This window comes from Helicobacter bilis, from assembly GCF_001999985.1.
Classification (GTDB): Bacteria; Campylobacterota; Campylobacteria; order Campylobacterales; family Helicobacteraceae; genus Helicobacter_A; species Helicobacter_A rappini.
Genome location: NZ_CP019645.1, coordinates 155686 through 169082 on the forward strand (window position 1 = coordinate 155686; position 13397 = coordinate 169082).

Sequence of the window (13397 nt, forward strand, 5' to 3'; positions counted from 1 at the left end):
TCTCAAATTCAAACTAAGGATAGTTAGCATGATGAGATCACTCTATACTGCGACAACAGGAATGTTAGGGCAGCAGTTACAAATCGACACGACTTCAAACAACATTGCGAATGTGAATACAGTGGGCTTTAAGCGACAAAGAGCGGAGTTTAACGACTTGTTTTACCAAACATTGCAGTTTGCAGGCACACAGACAAGCGAGACAACACTAACGCCAACAGGCATTGAAGTGGGTGTAGGTGTGAGAACGGGAGCGATTAATAGAATCTATTCTCAAGGCAGTCCAAAAGAGACAGAAAATCCGCTTGATGTAGCGATTATGGGTAAAGGATTTTTCCCCATACAGCTTCCAGATGGCAATATTGCTTATACAAGAAGTGGGAATTTTAAGCTTGATGATCAAGGTAATATCGTTACTTCAGAGGGCTATCTAGTCCAGCCACAAATCACCGTGCCACCAGAAGCACAAAGCATAAATATCGGTGCAGATGGCACTGTGAGTGTTACACTTGGTAACAACGGACAGGCGGAAGTTTTAGGGCAGATTCAGCTTGTAAATTTTGTGAATCCAGCTGGTTTGCATGGCTTAGGCGATAATCTCTATATGAATACAAATGCAAGTGGTGAGCCAATAGAGGGCATAGCTGGACAAGATGGTTTAGGACAGATTCGTGCAGGATTTTTAGAGTTAAGCAATGTGCGTTTAGTATCTGAAATGACTGATCTAATCACAGGGCAAAGAGCGTATGAAGCAAACTCAAAAAGCATTCAAACAGCAGATTCCATGCTACAAACCGTTAATGGCTTAAAGCGATAGGTTAGATAAAGTTTAATTTATTTTTAAAGCCTGTGTTATGATGGCAGGGCTAGATTCTATAGAATCTATGGGGATTTGGGGCGTGATGTATTATAGGGTTAGCCATTTTTACCTTAAATATTTCACATTGAATCTACCGGTTTTATGAAATTTACAACACTAGATTTGTTGTTGTAACCATTTTTTGCTATTGATTTCTAAATCCAATAAAACATAGCTTGAGATTATTGAAACCAATATAGTTAAAAGCTAGATTTTTTCATTTTTTAAGAAATTTTGTTTTGGATTATATAGAAAAATCTTTTCTAGATTCCATAATGCTAGATTTATCCGCTGTTAAACATTAATAGAATCTAAAATTTAGCAATGAAACGCCAAATCATTTTGGAATGCTTGTTGATATTGCATTGCTATGTAAAAATAAGATTCTTGGTTTTCAAATATTATATTTTGCTTATTTTATAAATCGTTTGGTATTCTTGTTTTTCTTTTGTGGTTTTATGTTTAAGTGTTTTTTGGATTCTTTAGGTAAGGATTTGTGTTTGTTTTAAGCATAGATTCTATATGTTTATATAGTTTATTGCTCTTTGAGAGAATGTCGTATGCACCTTTGTTGTCTGCATTATCTTTAAGCTCAATATTAAATGGGTCTTCTAGCTGTCTGCCTATCTCTTTTAGCTCTATATGCCAAATGAGATTCATAATATTGGCTTTATGCTTTTTCATTTTTGTGAAAAGATAGATATGCTGTGTGTTGTCTATAAGAAGTTGGTCAATGAGATTTTGTGCTTCATAAAGATATTGTTTAAACTCTTTTAGATTATTTTCTTGTGCGGCTAACTCAAATTTTCTTTGTATATATAAAAAGTGATAATATTCTATATAAGCTTTTATGTGTGGATGCTTTAAGTGGGGTTGTATCTTATTTGTAATTTCATTATCTCGGCTGTTATTGCCCTTGCATATAGAATCTAAATCTTTAAAGGCTTGTTGATATTTTTCTTGCAAGTCGTCCTTTGGACTATCTAAAAAATGCAATCTAGCCCCGATAATTTTATATCCTTGCAATGCGAGATAAAGCATTGCTATATCGTAATCCCAAGATTCTAATTCTTTAAGTTCATCTATACCGCTATCCACTTGTCGGCAAATATCTTCATAATCTTTTATTGCTTTTTCTTCGTTCCCTACTTTCTCTGCTTCATCTCTTGCCTTTTTATCCTTTGCTTCCTTTGTTTCATCTTTTAAGTATTTTTCACCATAGCTAATAAGGCGAATATATGCGATATGCCAAGATGCGATGTATTTTGCTTCAATAAGTTTCTTTTTTTGATTCTATATCTTTTATGTATTCTTGTAGAATCTCTTTTGTATTCTCAAAATCCTTAAATGATAGCTTCTTTATTGAATCTAATTTGTCTCTTATCTCTTGCACTTGTTTTTCATCTGCATTGTTATTTAGCTTGTTTATCTCTTGGTCTATTTTTGCTAACTCTACAAAGTGGCGATAAAAGCTATCTTCTTTATAGCTTAGAATATCAAGCTGAGTGATATTGGCGCGTATCATATTTTGAGCGTTGCTAAAATTTCTGCGATGATGAATCCCTATGTTTAGATAATTTTGCACAAAATTATCTAACTTTTCATTTGAAAGCATAAAAGGTAGAATAACTTTAAAATATTCTTCTTGGATTTGTTTAAAAGTGTCAAATTGCTTCTTTACGCCACTGGTCTTATCTTTACCTGCAATATCTTTTGTAAGATAAGAAACAATCGCTTCTTTAAGCCTTTTTATATCACCTTTATCAAAATATGGCTCAATATAGAATCTATACCATATTTGCCTAGTTTGCTTGATAGACATTGAATATTTTTCCTTATTTTTAAATTTTTTGAAATTTTAAATTCAATTTTTGGAATAAAATTTACAAAATTCTATCTAAATAGAATGGTTAAAACAATAAAATGGAAAAAATTTTACAATTTTGCTTTTATAAACATTGGTAAATGTAGAATGTTTTCTTTTCAAAAACACAGAAAGCATTGTAGCGGTGGGGTCTTATGTATGGAAAATATATTCCTTTGCATCACTTAATAAACGCACTAGAATTACGCTGTATTTTTAAAGAAAGGAGAATAAATGGCGGTTAAAAGACCAAGAGTGGCTATTGTATTTGATAGTGAAAATAATGCTGCTCAAACACGGCAACGCATTACAACAAGTATGGAGCGTGTGTTAAGACACGGCAATGTCGTGCTAAAAGCAGCCTTTGGATTTGCATCTAAGAGACTTCAGCAAACCTATCGTGAGTATGGAATCACAAATTATAGTAGAAATGGAAGAATAGATACGCAAAAAAATATCGCAGATATGCGAATTTGCAAGTATGCAAAAGAGCATTACAGAGAGTTTGATTGCCTTGTGATAGTGAGCGATGATAATGACTTTACTCCTTTGCTTACTTTTTTGAAAGAGAAAGGCAAAAGAGTTGTTGTATATGGGACACAAAAAGTTGGGAGAATGCTTTTGTGTGAAAGCAATGAATATTATGAGTTAAGAAAGGTGTGTCAATGAAGATTCTCATTACAGGTGGGCTAGGATTTATAGGATTAAATCTCATTCAGTCGTTAGAAAGTGAGAATGAAATTGTAATTTTTGATAAAAAGAGTATAGGAAGTGTGTGTGAGATGTATGGATATGAGAAGACAAAGTTTTTACATAGCTCACATATAAAAGCGGTAAAAGGTGATATTTGCGATGAAGAGTTGCTATTTAGTGTTTTAAACGCGACAAAGTTTAATTGCATTATACATTTATGTGCTATCTCAAGTGTGGCTGAAGCAGAATCTAATAAAGATGAATGCAATAGGGTAAATGTCTATGGTAGTGAGATGTTACTTAAAACTTTGAGTAAATCTATATCAAAAAATGCAGGGATTATCTTTACAAGCAGTCGAGAGGTTTATGGTGATACAAAGGGGCAAATGGTAAATGAAAATGCAGCAATGCAACCTATCAATCAATATGGAAAAAGTAAGCTTAAATCACAGCAGATTATAGAAGATTACGCAAAAACCAATCATAATCCCTGCATAATTTTTCAGCTTAGTAATGTCTATGGGGGCTACTTTGATAAGCCTAGCAGAGTGATACCAAACTTTAGTGCAAAGCTAATGGCTGGACAAGAGATTTGCATTTATGGTGGAGAGCAAATTCTAGACTTTGTGTATATCGGTGATGTGATTTCTTGTATTAAAAAAGCCTTAGATTTATTATCTCATACAAGAATTTGTGAGCGGTTTATCCTATCAAGCGCTAAAGGTGTGAGATTAAAAGATCTTGTATTATTGCTAGAAAATGAGTGGCAAACAAAGGCAAAGGTGGATTATAAGTCTAGACGAAATTTTGAAGTGGAAAATTTCCTAGGAGATAATACAAAGGCAATGAAATTTTTTAATATGAGATTTAAAGATATTACACAGGGCTTAAGTCTTTATGCGAGATTATGTCAAGCAAATAGAGTAGTTTTAAAACACACACAAAAGGAGTTGGTATGCTAGATACAAAATTTAGGATTCTAAAGGTTATACACGGGTTTCCGCCAGATTTTATGGCAGGAAGTGAAGTGTATTCTTTCACACTATGTAAAGAACTTGTAAAAGAAGGGCATAAAGTATTTGTTTTTACACGGGTTGAAAATGAGTTTGATGAGCCTTACACAATTTATGATGAAAGCTATGTGAATGGGGAGTTTGTAAAAGATTCCAATGTAGCACAAGATAATCATTTATCTATCCGTAGGGTAAATAAGAAAAAGGATTATACATATAAGGATAAGTTTTATGATGAAGGGATTGAGAGTGCATTTAGGGAGTATTTGGAGCAAGTGAAGCCAGATATTGTGCATTTTGGACATTTGGCTCATCTCTCAATAAACCTTGTAAAAATTGCAAAAGAATATCAAAAGCCAGTCGTTTTTACTTTGCACGATTTTTGGCTTTATTGTGTGAGAGGGCAACTGATAGATTCTAGTCTTTTGCTATGTGATGGTCCTAGCGTAGAGAAATGCAAGGCGTGTTCGCCATATACCACTATGGAATCTGAAGTGAGAGAAGCCTTAGAAAATCTCAAAGGGATAAGAGAAAGCATAGATATGTTTATATCGCCCTCACACACACTTAGGGATTATTTTATCAAAAATGGCATACAAGAAGATAAGATTATCTATCAAAAATATGGCTTTGATAAAGCAAGTATCACTTATAAAAAAAGGGTTTTTGGACTAAAGGATAAAATAAGGTTTGGATATATGGGGCGGATTATCCCAACTAAAGGCATAAAAATCTTATTAGAATCTTTTAAAATGCTTACTCAAAATTATCCAGAACAAAAGCTTAGAATCTATGGGAATATAGGCAGTAGTAAGCGATTTTTACAAGAGAGCTTTGTGGAATTTATGGGTGGGTATGATAATGGGGAAATTGATAGAATCTTACAAGAGATTGATGTCTTAATTGTGCCTTCCATTTGGCTTGAAAACTCGCCACTTGTGATACAAGAAGCATTTTTAGCAGGTGTAGCCGTTGTGAGTGCGGATATTGGCGGTATGCTTGAGCTAATTGATGGAGACAAGGGACTTTGCTTTAAGGCAGGAAATGCAGAATCTCTAAAAAATGTGTTAGAAAAAATCATACAAAATCCCAGCATTTTAAATGCCCTGCCAGATAATAGGGATAGTGTAGATTCTATCCAGCAAGACCATCAAACAATATTTTCTATTTATACAAAACTTTTAAAGGAGACAAAATGAAACTACATAGAATAACAATTGACACAAATCCAGATACTTGTAACTTCAAATGCAAGATGTGTGATACACATAGTATTTATAACAAAGATTATAAAAAGACTCGCCCTGATATGCCTTTGGAGTTATTAGAGATTGCTTTAAAAGGGGCAAAAAATGCGGGAGTAAAAGAGATTATCCCAACGACAATGGGAGAGCCAACGCTTTATAAATATTTTGAAAACATTGTAGAGTTTTGCAAAGATAATGATATAAAGCTAAATCTCACAACAAATGGCTCACAACTTTTTAGCAAACGATATGATGAAACATATATTAAAGAAAAGCTTTTGGCGGTCTTAAGTGATATTAAGATTTCATTTAATAGCTTAGATTCTAAAATAAATGAGTCTATTATGTATAAAAGCGATACAGAATCTACAATAAAGCGTATAGAGAGATTTTGCCTATTGCGAGATATGTATAATAAAAATGTAAGCATTACCTTGCAGATGACTTTTATGCGAAGTAATTTAGATTCTATCATTCCGCTCATTGAATATGCGATTAAAAAAGGGATTAATCGCATTAAAGGGCATCAATTATGGATAACGCATAAAGAGTTAGAATCTGAAGCCCTGCATACAGATGAATCTTATAAGAAAAAGTGGAATGCCCTTGTAGAATCCCTTGTGCCTTATAGAGATAAAATTAGACTAGAAAACTTTATGCCATTTGGTGATGAAAGCATAGATTCTACAACGCAAAAGCAATGCCCTTTTTTAGGCAAAGAGCTATGGATAAATTATAAAGGCGATATAAGCGTATGTTGTGCGCCGGATAATTTAAGAAAAGAGCTTGGCGACTTTGGCAATATTAAAAATTCCACACTTTTGCAAGTCTTAGAATCTACACAATATCAAAATCTTGTAAAAAGCTATCAAACAAAGGAGGTATGCAAACAATGCTTACTCAAAAAATAAATCTTAAAGATATTTGCTTAAGTCTTTGTGAAACACATCATATTTGCAATGGAGTGCCACTTTATAAAGAGCGGTATAAAAAGGTGTTAAGCTATCACAAAACGACTAGATTTCAAGATGGAATTGCCCCTGTTTTTATAGAAAAAGATGGCAAGGAAGAAGCATTTTTTATAGATACACAAGGAAAGGGTGTATTTCAAAAAAGCTTTTTCAAAGCCTTTGGATTCTATGAAGATTTAGCGGCAGTGAGTGATGAGAGTGGATTCTATCATATCAATGACAGCGGTGATTCAGCATATAATAATCGCTTTGCTTGGTGTGGAAACTTTGTCAATGGAGCGTGCGTTGTTAGGGATAAAAGTGGCTTATATTTTCATATTGACGCACAAGGCAAGGCACTTTATGGGCATAGATTTAGCTATGTGGGAGATTTTGTTTATAACATAGCAGTAGCAATGCTAGAGAATGGCAAGGCAACACATATTTGTAAAGATGGCACATTTTTACACGGAAAGTTATTTGAATCCCTAGAGCCTTATCATAAGGGTGTGGCAGTCGCTAAAGATAGTCTTGGGTATTTTCATATTGACAAAAACGGCAAGGCATTATATGCGGACAGATTCACAAAGCTAGAGCCTTTTTATAATGGCAGGGCATTTGCTACTACTATGTATGGAAAGCAATGTATTCTTAATGAAAAAGATTATTCTTTAGAGGTTTTAGAATCTAATCCAAATGGGTGGGTGCAAGATTTAGGGTGCGAAAAATGGGATATAGAATCTAAACAGAATCTAGATTCTATAAAAGATATTTCGTGCTTACGCACTCAATATGACAAGAATATAGAAACCAGTGAGACTAAAGATAAAACAAGCGTGGCATATCAAAGATATTTTTCAGAACTTGCTTTTAGTTTTATGTCATTACAGATATTGCGTAGTGTGTTTGAGCTTGGTGTTTTAGAATCTTTGCAAGATAAAGATTCTAATAAAGATTTTAAAACACAGGGGTATAGCCAGACTTTGCTTATAGATTGGCTTTTACAAAATGGCTTTATCTATAAAAGCACACAATCCAGCTATATTCTCACAGCAAAAGGACAAGAAGCTTTAAGGCTTAAAAAGGTCTTTTTATATTGGCTTGATTTGCCTTATTTAGTAGCACATAAACTTCCAGAAAGTCTTAGAGAAAATAAAGAAATGTTTAGCAGTATTTTTAATGCAGGATATTTTGATATGTTGCATAAAGATTCTAAGCAGCAGGAGCTTTTTTCAGCTATGGCGCATTTTTATGCGAGTGATTATAGCGATTTTATGCCTATATTAAATAATGAAGTCGTGTGTGATATAGGTTGCGGTAGTGGTGCTTTGTTAGATTCTATTGTGAAAAAATATCCAAATATACACGCTATTTATGCGGATAAAACAGATTTGCGTATGAATAAAAGTGGTGTTTTTATAGAGATTGACTTTTTTGTGCCATTTTCTATTCAAGCAGATGTGTTTATAATGAGTAGGATTTTGCACGATTATGATGATTGCAAGGCGATTAAGATTCTACAAAATGTCGCAAATTCTATGACAAAAGAAAGTCGGCTATATATTATAGAATCCTTGCAAGATGAGAAAAAGCAAGATATTGAAGTTAAAGTGCATTTGCTTAATTTCTTGGGTGGAATGGAGCGGAGTTTGATGGAGTATGAAAGTATTGTAAGTAAGAGTGGATTAAAAATAGTTGGCGTTACAAAACTTCAGGGCATTATGAGTGCTATGGAAATAAGAAAGGAGCAAAAATGAGAAGCATATATGCAAGTATGAATGATAGTGTAGCCTTAATCCCTAGTGGAGTAAGAGCAAAGCTATTTGTGCGACATTCAATTCGCCCCGGTGTTGAAGGGGAAAAAGTGGAGCATAATGGAGAAATGATACAGATAGAGGCAGGTTTTCACTGGGGACTTACAAGAGAGGGCAAGATAATGGCAGAAGAGTTTGGCAGGGGATTACGAGATGAATTTATATTGTGTAATCTTGTCTCTAGTGAATCTAAGCGGTGTGTAGAAACGCTTAATCATATACAAAAAGGCTATGGCATTAATGCAGAGACTAGCACGCATAATGTATTGAAAGCTATGTGGGTTTTGGATCCTCTCAAATGGCATAATATTTATGAATATTATAATAAGAATATAAAGCTACTCTTACAAAAAATGCTTGATAGAGAACATATAGATGGTGTATATCCTGTGGAAAAAAGCGTATATTTGCTACTAGAATATATGGGACTTTGTGATGATATGGGGCATAGAATCTTAAATAGTGAGTTGCTACAAGCAAAAGATTCTAAGAAAAAAGAGCTTGATATATATGTAAGCCACGATGGGCTTATTATGCTAACACTTTGTTATTTATTACAAAAAAATATGAGTGAGATAGAGTGGGTGTATATGCTTGAAGGTGTGTTTTTCTGGCGTGAAGAGTATTTATTATGCTTTGCTTGGCGTGGAGAAAAGTTTGAGTTTGATATAAGGGGATTGGTATGAGATTTTTTATTTTGGGTAATATCAATGCTGGAAAAAGCACTTTTACAGAATTTATTTATAAGATAATGTGTCAATTAGGCAAGTATGAAATTTTGCGTATTGATGATTTTCGTAAGAAATATGGTGATGGCAGTGAAAAAAGTGAGATAAAAATTGCAAGATATTTTGCTAAAACAATACTAGAAACAGAAAATGCTATTGTAGAGCTATGTGGATTTGGATATGCTGCTAAAGAGATTCTAAAGAAAATGAGAGATAATAGCTGCGTTGTTTTGTATATAAATGCACCATTACAAATATGTTTAGAGAGAATAGAAGCAAAAAGAAAAATTTTTGAAAGCAATAATCATTTTGCAGAATCCACAAAGATTGCAGACACGATTAGATTGCTTGATACAACCTTAAAAAGTGGCAAACTTTATGAAATGTGGGATAGGATAGCACTTGGTTGGCACACGATAGAACAAGATGATTTTATGGAGGCAATCAGCAAATTACCGCTAAAACAATATCATTACACAGGCGAAATGATAAATATATTAAAAAAGAATGGTTTTAATAAACTCATATCGTATGGATCGCTTGGGCGGTTGGATATGAGTTTATACTCTGATATTGATTTGATTTTGCTTAGTAAATTTTCTAAGGAGCAAGTTTTTGATATGATGCAAGCCCATTTGCAAGAAATTTTTAAAGAAAGTGTTATGTTTGTTTTAGGTGAAAAAATTGTCATTTTAAAAGATGATATTATGGTGGAACTCGCTATTATTCAATCATTCAAGGAATATGTAAAATATTATTGTGGCTCATATATTAACAATGTTTCAAAAACTATTTTGCTTGGGGGAAAGAAACTTTGTGGTATGATAACAAAGGTAACGCAGGCATATAGAGATTCTTCTTTATATAAAAATGAAAGCTATGATTTAAAACTATGTAAGGACAAGATACAATATTATTTCTTTTTTCTTAAAAAAATGGCAATAGAAAATGATTGTTTTAGATTCTATTTCTACAATAATCTTATTATAGATTCTATTGTTCGCTATTTATGTATAAAAGAGGGAATAGTTATGTATCTTTACTGCCCAAAGCATATCAATCATATTATGGCTAAATACAAGATAAAATATTTAGTTTATGATATGAGTAGAGATAAACACTCTCACATTAAAAAAGTTAAAACTTTTGTAGAAAGGTGGATTGAGTAGTGTTTTACTTCTATGATTTAATTGTTTAGACAGAATCCACAAAATAAAAACAGGGATAAAATGCAAACCAACAAATAATCTTTTATATTAAGTAATATGCAAACAAGTATTATGGGATATATATCTCAAACTCTCTCCGCAATCTTTCTTCCTACATATTCGCCAATATATGCACCCGCAATACCCCCAGCTAATACACCAACACCCGGTATCACCGCACCACAAACAATAGAGAATCCACGCGCTACCACAAATCCACCTATAATGCCACAAGCATTCTTTTTGATAGATTGCAGGCATTCCTTTTTTGTTGTTTCGCCTTTTTGCCATTTTAAAATGTCGTTTGCAGAGTTCATTGCGATTTGTGTGCCAAGCTTAAAAGCTGTTGTGCCAAAATTTTTCATAAGATATAAGGCTTTATTGCCACTATGTTGTATCATCACATTGGTTGTGCTTTTATTTATTTGTGTGGTTAGGATATAGGTTAGACCTTCCTTGCACGCATTTAATGTCCCATGAAAAATCGCTTGTTTCATGGCGACTTCTTTCCCTTTTTCTTTTTTATTGTTACAATAAGCTAAGGTTGTGCTTACACCACCGGCTACACACGCAATAATACTAGCATTTTTATATATATTTGCATTTTTAGAAACATTCGCACTTTTTAGAGATTTTATCATGGCTATATTCCTTTATTGGAGTTTTTAACATTATAATCACATTTTGCAAATTATTTTATCACTTCATGCCATGTTTTAAGCAGTGTAATTCAACTTAGATTCTAAAGGTTAGATATGTGGAGAAGCACATCTATATTTATCCAAATCAGTATTTTATTTGCCATTGCGTTTGCTAGTTTCCTAGCAGTCTCACTTTTTTATGTCAAGGTGCAGCCGGGTATAGAGAGTATAAAGCAGTATAATATCATCGTTGCAGCCATTGGTAAAATGCGTCAATATAATGCAAGTATGGAGGGTATAAAAAGCTTTCTTGAAGAAGAGAATTTTTATGAAGTGCCTATAACAGAGTATATGCAAGAGAGAATAGCACAAGAGCCAGCACCACATCCGGGCAGCTTTAGCGTGAGTGTTATACAAGATGGGAATGATATATTTATTGCCTTGCGGACTATGGATAATTTTGTTGTCTATCAAGATCCTATTGCATTTAATTGGTCTAAATATCACATGCTAACCTTTATGGGCGCGCTTATTTTAGTCATTATTTATATTACACTTATGAAGCGACTAATGCCACTTAGCCATATTAAAAATGAAATAGCGATTATGGCAAATGAAAATGAGATTCGACCTATTGTTTGGGGTTCTAAAAATCAAGATGAAATAGGTGAATTGGTGCGTGAATTTAACCATTCTGTTGAGAAGCTAAAAGCAGTGGGTGAAGCAAGGACGCTTTTTTTACGATCTATTATGCACGAGCTTAAGACACCGATTACAAAAGGGCGAATTGTAGCGGAAATGGTTATGGATTCTAAACAAAAGCAGAGATTGTGTGGCGTGTTTGAAAGGCTTAATTCACTTATTGATGAGTTTGCAAAAATCGAGCAGCTAGCAAGTAAGAATTATATGACAAAAAAGATAGAGATTCCCCTGCAAGAGATTGTAAAAGAAGCTATGCAAATGCTACTTATTGATTCTAATAATAATGACAATATAGTGTTTTTGCACCATGATGACTTGGTGAAAGTGGATTTTCATTTATTTACATTATGTATTAAGAACTTGCTTGATAATGGCATAAAATATAGCATAGATTCTAAAGTGATTATAGAATCTAGAGCTAAAGACTTAGTTATAAAAAATAAAGGCGAAAAGTTAAAACTTGATGTAAATGAATATTTTAAACCTTATTTTAAAGACATTAAAAATCCACTCTCACAAGGTTTTGGCTTAGGCATGTATATCGTAAAAACAACACTTGATACGCAAAACTTTGAGTTGGAGTATCTCTATGAAGATGGATATAACATGTTTATAATAAAAGATTGCATTGTAGAGAATTTTTGCCGTTTGGATAATGCCTTGCGAGATTAAAATCTAGGTTCTATTTTTATTAAAGCGGTGTTTTGCAGTGACTATTTAGAATCTCGTTCTATTTTTTGCATTCCACCCCCCCCCCCCCACATCACCCCAATAAAGTAGAATCTATAAACTTTTACAACTTCTTCTCTGCTATCACATCAAGTTCTTTTAATATCGGTATGAGTGCTTTTAGCTTACCAAGCTCAATCATATTTGGACCATCGCTTAGGGCTTCTTGTGGATTAAAATGTGTTTCCATAAAATAGCCATCAACGCCAACGCTACTTGCAGCACGAGCAAGATAAGGCACATAGCTACTATCACCACCGCTTTTACCACCAAGTCCGCCGGGCATTTGCACACTATGTGTCGCATCAAAGATAACTGGGGCAAATTGACGCATAATTACAAGCGATCGCATATCTACCACAAGATTCCCATAGCCAAAGGTGCTGCCCCTTTCTGTAAGCCATATTTTATGCTTACTGCTTAAGTTATAAGAATCCTGCATAAAGCCAGAATCACTGATATTAGAATCTCTAGTCTTTAATGCCTTAAGCACGCTATAACGCATATCGCTAGGATTCATAAACTGCCCTTTTTTGATATTAATAATCGCCTTAGTCTTTGCCACCGCGACAATCAAATCTGTCTGCCTACATAAAAACGCTGGAATCTGGATAATATCTGCCACTTCAGCGATGGGCTCTGCCTGCATGCTTTCATGTATATCTGTGATGATTTTATAGCCAAAATCCTTTTTTACCTTCTCTAGTAACAATAAGCCCTTTTCAAGCCCCGGACCTCTAAAGCCATCAAGGCTAGTGCGATTTGCCTTATCAAAACTTGCCTTAAAGTAAAAGTCAATCTCTGTGTCATTGTGTGCGAACTCAAGCTCTTTTGCGATGCGATAAATATTTGCTTCATTTTCTATAACGCATGGACCACTCAGTAATATCATAATATGCTCCCTATAATATAAATTTTCAAGGCTATTATACAAAAAGTTAAACCCAAT

The 13397-nt window shown here is 33.8% G+C and carries 13 protein-coding genes; 9 read left to right on the top strand and 4 right to left on the bottom strand.

Annotated elements, in window-relative coordinates; all coding sequences use genetic code 11:
• The first annotated feature begins 28 nt into the window (after positions 1-28).
• Positions 29-817: a flagellar basal-body rod protein FlgG gene (flgG, locus tag XJ32_RS00690; RefSeq protein WP_004086933.1), complete on the top strand. Its 789-nt coding sequence runs from the start codon at positions 29-31 to the stop codon at positions 815-817.
• A gap of 504 nt (positions 818-1321) precedes the next feature.
• Here flgG and XJ32_RS00695 read toward each other — a convergent pair.
• Positions 1322-1957: a hypothetical protein gene (locus XJ32_RS00695; protein WP_077387994.1), complete on the bottom strand. Its 636-nt coding sequence runs from the start codon at positions 1955-1957 to the stop codon at positions 1322-1324.
• Between the two features lie 172 nt (positions 1958-2129).
• Positions 2130-2681 carry a hypothetical protein gene (locus XJ32_RS00700; RefSeq protein ID WP_077387995.1) on the bottom strand — a complete coding sequence of 184 codons (552 nt, stop codon included), beginning with the start codon at positions 2679-2681 and terminating at the stop codon, positions 2130-2132.
• A gap of 276 nt (positions 2682-2957) precedes the next feature.
• On the opposite strand from XJ32_RS00700, the gene XJ32_RS00705 reads away from it, so the two are divergent.
• From XJ32_RS00705 to XJ32_RS00735, 7 genes are read left to right on the top strand one after another with little or no spacing between them, the layout of a single operon-like run.
• The gene (locus XJ32_RS00705) at positions 2958-3392 is read left to right on the top strand and encodes an NYN domain-containing protein (RefSeq protein WP_077387996.1); all 435 of its coding nucleotides are present in this window, start codon (positions 2958-2960) and stop codon (positions 3390-3392) included.
• A complete protein-coding gene (locus XJ32_RS00710; RefSeq protein WP_077387997.1) occupies positions 3389-4378 on the top strand; it encodes an NAD-dependent epimerase/dehydratase family protein in 990 nt (329 codons plus the stop codon). The genes XJ32_RS00705 and XJ32_RS00710 overlap by 4 nt, the downstream gene beginning before the upstream one ends.
• Entirely contained in the window at positions 4372-5628 is a 1257-nt protein-coding gene (locus XJ32_RS00715) for a glycosyltransferase family 4 protein (RefSeq protein WP_077387998.1), read from the top strand. The genes XJ32_RS00710 and XJ32_RS00715 overlap by 7 nt, the downstream gene beginning before the upstream one ends.
• The gene (locus XJ32_RS00720) at positions 5625-6587 is read left to right on the top strand and encodes a radical SAM protein (RefSeq protein WP_077387999.1); all 963 of its coding nucleotides are present in this window, start codon (positions 5625-5627) and stop codon (positions 6585-6587) included. Before XJ32_RS00715 ends, XJ32_RS00720 begins: the two co-directional genes overlap by 4 nt.
• Positions 6560-8383, top strand: coding sequence for a methyltransferase (locus XJ32_RS00725; protein WP_077388000.1), 1824 nt, complete (start codon positions 6560-6562; stop codon positions 8381-8383). Before XJ32_RS00720 ends, XJ32_RS00725 begins: the two co-directional genes overlap by 28 nt.
• Positions 8380-9126, top strand: coding sequence for a histidine phosphatase family protein (locus tag XJ32_RS00730; protein ID WP_077388001.1), 747 nt, complete (start codon positions 8380-8382; stop codon positions 9124-9126). Before XJ32_RS00725 ends, XJ32_RS00730 begins: the two co-directional genes overlap by 4 nt.
• On the top strand, positions 9123-10337 hold the full coding sequence (locus XJ32_RS00735) for a hypothetical protein (protein ID WP_077388002.1): 1215 nt from the start codon (positions 9123-9125) through the stop codon (positions 10335-10337). The genes XJ32_RS00730 and XJ32_RS00735 overlap by 4 nt, the downstream gene beginning before the upstream one ends.
• A gap of 125 nt (positions 10338-10462) precedes the next feature.
• Here XJ32_RS00735 and XJ32_RS00740 read toward each other — a convergent pair whose 3' ends face one another.
• Positions 10463-11017, bottom strand: coding sequence for a hypothetical protein (locus XJ32_RS00740; RefSeq protein WP_077388003.1), 555 nt, complete (start codon positions 11015-11017; stop codon positions 10463-10465).
• Between the two features lie 114 nt (positions 11018-11131).
• Here XJ32_RS00740 and XJ32_RS00745 point away from each other — a divergent pair, with 114 nt between their 5' ends.
• The gene (locus XJ32_RS00745) at positions 11132-12391 is read left to right on the top strand and encodes an ArsS family sensor histidine kinase (RefSeq protein WP_077388004.1); all 1260 of its coding nucleotides are present in this window, start codon (positions 11132-11134) and stop codon (positions 12389-12391) included.
• Between the two features lie 121 nt (positions 12392-12512).
• Here XJ32_RS00745 and kdsA read toward each other — a convergent pair whose 3' ends face one another.
• A complete protein-coding gene (kdsA, locus tag XJ32_RS00750; protein ID WP_077388005.1) occupies positions 12513-13340 on the bottom strand; it encodes a 3-deoxy-8-phosphooctulonate synthase in 828 nt (275 codons plus the stop codon).
• Between the last annotated feature and the right edge of the window lie 57 nt (positions 13341-13397).

Excerpts from the sequence above, each read along its gene's own strand:
- XJ32_RS00725 (WP_077388000.1), top strand. The coding sequence starts at position 6,560 with ATGCAAACAATGCTTACTCAAAAAATAAATCTTAAAGATATTTGCTTA.
- XJ32_RS00710 (WP_077387997.1), top strand. The coding sequence starts at position 3,389 with ATGAAGATTCTCATTACAGGTGGGCTAGGATTTATAGGATTAAATCTC.
- flgG (WP_004086933.1), top strand. The coding sequence starts at position 29 with ATGATGAGATCACTCTATACTGCGACAACAGGAATGTTAGGGCAGCAG.
- XJ32_RS00705 (WP_077387996.1), top strand. The coding sequence starts at position 2,958 with ATGGCGGTTAAAAGACCAAGAGTGGCTATTGTATTTGATAGTGAAAAT.
- XJ32_RS00730 (WP_077388001.1), top strand. The coding sequence starts at position 8,380 with ATGAGAAGCATATATGCAAGTATGAATGATAGTGTAGCCTTAATCCCT.
- XJ32_RS00745 (WP_077388004.1), top strand. The coding sequence starts at position 11,132 with ATGTGGAGAAGCACATCTATATTTATCCAAATCAGTATTTTATTTGCC.
- XJ32_RS00700 (WP_077387995.1), bottom strand. The coding sequence starts at position 2,681 with ATGTCTATCAAGCAAACTAGGCAAATATGGTATAGATTCTATATTGAG.
- XJ32_RS00740 (WP_077388003.1), bottom strand. The coding sequence starts at position 11,017 with ATGATAAAATCTCTAAAAAGTGCGAATGTTTCTAAAAATGCAAATATA.
- kdsA (WP_077388005.1), bottom strand. The coding sequence starts at position 13,340 with ATGATATTACTGAGTGGTCCATGCGTTATAGAAAATGAAGCAAATATT.
- XJ32_RS00735 (WP_077388002.1), top strand. The coding sequence starts at position 9,123 with ATGAGATTTTTTATTTTGGGTAATATCAATGCTGGAAAAAGCACTTTT.
- XJ32_RS00715 (WP_077387998.1), top strand. The coding sequence starts at position 4,372 with ATGCTAGATACAAAATTTAGGATTCTAAAGGTTATACACGGGTTTCCG.
- XJ32_RS00720 (WP_077387999.1), top strand. The coding sequence starts at position 5,625 with ATGAAACTACATAGAATAACAATTGACACAAATCCAGATACTTGTAAC.